Origin of the sequence: Mycobacterium sp. (assembly GCF_052144515.1) — a bacterium.
GTDB lineage: Bacteria > Actinomycetota > Actinomycetes > Mycobacteriales > Mycobacteriaceae > Mycobacterium.
The window spans coordinates 1-3,677 of sequence record NZ_JBKQQD010000097.1 but is presented as its reverse complement, the minus strand read 5'-3'; the positions used below and the strand labels follow the sequence as shown (position 1 = coordinate 3,677).

4 protein-coding genes and 1 pseudogene are annotated in these 3,677 nt (G+C 62.3%); 3 read left to right on the top strand and 2 right to left on the bottom strand.

All coding sequences use genetic code 11. The features are described 5' to 3' along the window. Window positions 1-180: pseudogene (locus tag ACLP9N_RS05485) on the top strand (hypothetical protein); the annotation flags it as partial. 157 nt (window positions 181-337) lie between these two features. On the opposite strand, the gene ACLP9N_RS05480 reads toward ACLP9N_RS05485, so the two are convergent. Then, window positions 338-559: an ANTAR domain-containing protein gene (locus ACLP9N_RS05480; protein ID WP_442406432.1), complete on the bottom strand. Its 222-nt coding sequence runs from the start codon at window positions 557-559 to the stop codon at window positions 338-340. An 86-nt stretch (window positions 560-645) separates the two neighbouring features. Further along, window positions 646-1,272 (bottom strand): helix-turn-helix domain-containing protein, encoded by a 627-nt coding sequence (locus ACLP9N_RS05475; protein WP_442383762.1) that lies wholly within the window; start codon window positions 1,270-1,272, stop codon window positions 646-648. Window positions 1,273-1,456: 184 nt separating this feature from the next. Here ACLP9N_RS05475 and ACLP9N_RS05470 point away from each other — a divergent pair, with 184 nt between their 5' ends. Next, entirely contained in the window at window positions 1,457-2,617 is a 1,161-nt protein-coding gene (locus ACLP9N_RS05470; RefSeq protein WP_442406431.1) for a hypothetical protein, read from the top strand. Continuing rightward, window positions 2,614-3,531, top strand: a complete 918-nt coding sequence (locus tag ACLP9N_RS05465) for a metal-dependent hydrolase (RefSeq protein ID WP_442406430.1) — start codon at window positions 2,614-2,616, stop codon at window positions 3,529-3,531. Before ACLP9N_RS05470 ends, ACLP9N_RS05465 begins: the two co-directional genes overlap by 4 nt. Window positions 3,532-3,677: the final 146 nt, after the last annotated feature.

Genomic DNA, 3,677 nt, shown 5'->3' with positions numbered 1-3,677 from the left:
GGCGCGATGCTGGCCCGGGCGGAAATCAGAGCTGCGTTGGACGAGGTTCTGCTCAACACCGCCGATATCGGGCTCAGCGAGCCGACGGTCCAGCATCCCAACATCTCGTCGAATATGACGGTTTACGAGTCGCTTCCGATCCGGCTCGAACGCAATAACAAACAGCTGCAAGGTTGGTGAATTGATGGTGGCGATAGGTGCGCCAGCGCGGACGACTCTATCCTGCATCTGATGCAATAATCACGGTTCTACCGGTAGAGCCTCATATTCGTTTCCGGCGTATTGGGCGCCCGGGGGGGTGGCGAGGGATCAGCGATCGACCGCGCGGCGACGACCCCTATCTCAGCGTGAGCAATGTGTGGTCGATTTGGCTGCGGCTTTCGGGCGACAAGTGTGACGCGCTGATAGCGGCGATAAAGCGTGCGGCCAGCTCACGAAGTCTGACGTTGGTCTCTTGTGAGCGCCACACCAGGATCTCGAATGCGCGGTTCGGTTCGATGCCGTAGGCCGCCATCAACACCCCTTTGGCCTGCTCGATGACCGCCCGGTTCTCTGCGATGACTGCGAGCCCGGCGGTTATCTGGTCCTGTTGCTCTCGTTCATCCGGGGGCCGGGTATTGGCTGACCAGGCGGACTGACGGGCAATCAGCCGACCGTTTCAGCCTCGGGGCTGTCTACCCATTCCCTGATCGCGGGCGCGAGCCAGCGGCGAAGGTAACCGCGTAGTTCGTCGGGTTCCCGTGGCGGGTCGCTGGGATTGGACATGAAAGACTGCACGGCACGAAGTGTCCATTCGATCAGTTCGTCGAGCGTTTCTGACGCGAGTGGCGTTCGGTCCCAGTCGATTGCCGTGCTCTCCAACAAGACTGCCTCCCCGATACGGCGGGCAGTTTCGGATGTGACGCTCCGAAGCAACGTGTGAGACGGCTCATCAAGCAGAAGCTGTAGGTAGGGCTCGTCGGGCACTGCGGTTACGACCTGGACGACGCCCTCGATGATGGCTTCCGAGACGTCGTCGAATGAACTGAGACTTTCGGCGAGGCGTTCCAGGAATCGACGCGTTCCCTGGGCGGCGGCGGCGCGTAGCAGTGCGGTTGTACTCGGAAAGTACCGATAAACCGTCGCCCTGCTGACGCCGAGTTCAGTCGCGACATGGGCGATGGTGGTCTGGCCTCCGCGTTGCTGAACGCACCGATCAGCCGCCGCCAAGATCCTCGCCACCGCCTCATCGTCGCTGCTTGGCGGCTCGCCCAGCCATCCGTGAGTCCGCATGCCAAGCAATCTAGCGCCTGGTCCCTACTCGGGCTGGTGACACCTAGACAATGGCGATACATAGCTGGTATGACTGTATCGTCATGGCATCGGTAAGGGTCGCAGTAACTCTCTGCCGCTGATCTCACGAGCAGAGGATGACCTGCAGCGGTGCCATCTAGCGAGAGTGCCGAGGTAGCAGGCGATGAGCAGCCAATGCAGCGACAGCATCGAGCGCATCGCGAACCGTCTGGGGTTCAGTTGCGAGAACGCCTCGCCGGTCGTGCACCTACGCGATCCGTTCGAACTGGCCAACTCGACGCTGCCCGTCCTGGAACTGATGGTGGTCGCGGGCGCTGTACTCGCGCTGTGGTGGGCGATCCACCGGCTGCGGCGCGACGGCGACCCTGTCAACCTGGTGATCTGGTTCTCCACGGTCATCTATCTGCTTATCGTCGAACCGCCGCTGTACTTCCCCACGGTGTTCGGCATCGACCAAACAATCGGTGCTGTCTTCGCCCACAACGTGTTCACCGTGCAGTTCATGTATGACCGGCTACCGCTGTACATCGTGGCGCTCTACCCGGCGATGATGATGCTGGCCTACGAAATCGTGCGGAGCCTCGGTGTCTTCCGGGACCGAGGGCCGCTCGTCGGCGCGGTGTGCGTGGGATTCGTCCACCACTGCTTTTATGAGATTTTCGACCAACTCGGCCCGCAACTGCGGTGGTGGGCGTGGAACACCGACAACGCGATCAACCGTCCGACGCTTGCCTCGGTGCCGATGAACAGCGTGCTGCTGTTCGCAACAGTGGGACCGGCATTGGTCGCACTCTTCACGCAGCTTCTGGTAGCTCGACCGCACGCGCGAGGACAAGCGATGAGTCCAGCGGCACTGGTGCTGCGCACGTTTGGCGTCGCCGCGCTGGTCCCCGTTGGACTGGTCATCGCCAACCTGCCGATCCTGCTAGCCGGTGCAGACCATCCAGACGGCCCGCTGCGGTGGGGCGTCTACGTCCTATTCCTTGCGGCCTTCGCAGTGGTGGCGCTTCCGGTTCTGCTGCGCCAGTGGCGCACCGCAGCGCCCCTGCCCGACCTACCCAACCCGTTCGTCCTGATATTCGGTCCGGTGTTCCTGGTGGTGATCGGCGCACTGTGGCTCACGGCTCTGCCCGCCTACCTGAAGGCATCCAACGGCTTTACCTCCGGCGGCACGCCTACCGGCAACGCGGTGTACGCCGCTGCGTGCTTCTTACTCGCGGTCGCGATGACGATGTCGGTGTCGATCCGCGCCCGCACGACCGCAGAACCTGCCGAAGTCCCGGCAAGCGATAGTCAGAACAAGCAGAGCGAGGTAAGCCCATGACAGACTTGGAGATTCGACGCATACGCTTCGACCTCGACGGAGACGTGCCCTTCAACTGGAACGCCGACAATCCCGCGTTTTCCACCTACATGAACATGGTCTCCATCATGGCGATCTGCTTCGAGAAGATGCTCGTCGCGGCCGTACGCGAGGCGATGCCACTCATCACCGACGACAGCGCCGTAGCCGAGGAAGCCGACGCCTTTCTACGGCAAGAGGCACAACACGCCAGCGCCCACCGTCAACACCTGCGGGCACTCATCAAACGCCACCCCGGCCTACAGGAAACCCTCGACGAAGCCGTCGCATCGTACGACCACCTCACGGAGACGACGCCGCTGAACTACCGGCTGGCCTACGTCGCCGACCTGGAAGCCACCTTCACGCCGTTCTTCAAGATGCTGCTCGACAACGAGGCCACCCTGTTCCGATCCGGAGACGAACGAGTGGCGTCGCTGCTGATGTGGCACTTCGTTGAGGAAGTCGAACACCGAAGCTCGGCGCTGATCATCTATGGCGCCGTCGTTGACGACAAGCTGTACCGAACGCGTGTTCTGCCCCGCGTCGTCAAACACCTAATGCGGGTGTCCAACAACGTCTTCGAAGGCATCAACGCCAACGTTCCGCTCTCAGAGCGCGGCATCGACGCACGCGACTTCGGACCGCTCAGCGGCATAATCGCGGCCATACGCCGCACGACCGCACGCGACCGTACGACGGAGCGCACCCACCCGGCGCTGCACACCGTGTCGTGGAGTCAGAAACTCACTACCGCAGCCCGAGTCCTGCTGAGCCAAACGCCGTTCCACAAACCCGCCAAGGAACCACTCCCAGACTTCGCCGACCGCTGGTTCCAGCGGTACGACCGAGGCGACGACATCGCTCACTGGTACTCGGGTGAATCTGCGCCCTAGTCGCGCACACGTAACTAGAGGGTGCGTTCTGAACTGCACCAATCCATTTGGGTTCGAGTGGACGCCCGTCGACCCGTCGACTGGATCGCCGATCTAGTCGCACTAGAGATCACGCCCGGATCGCGGCAATGGTCCAGGCAGGTAGA

Coding starts and splice junctions, on each gene's coding strand:
- ACLP9N_RS05475 (WP_442383762.1), bottom strand. CDS start 1,272: ATGCGGACTCACGGATGGCTGGGCGAGCCGCCAAGCAGCGACGATGAG.
- ACLP9N_RS05470 (WP_442406431.1), top strand. CDS start 1,457: ATGAGCAGCCAATGCAGCGACAGCATCGAGCGCATCGCGAACCGTCTG.
- ACLP9N_RS05465 (WP_442406430.1), top strand. CDS start 2,614: ATGACAGACTTGGAGATTCGACGCATACGCTTCGACCTCGACGGAGAC.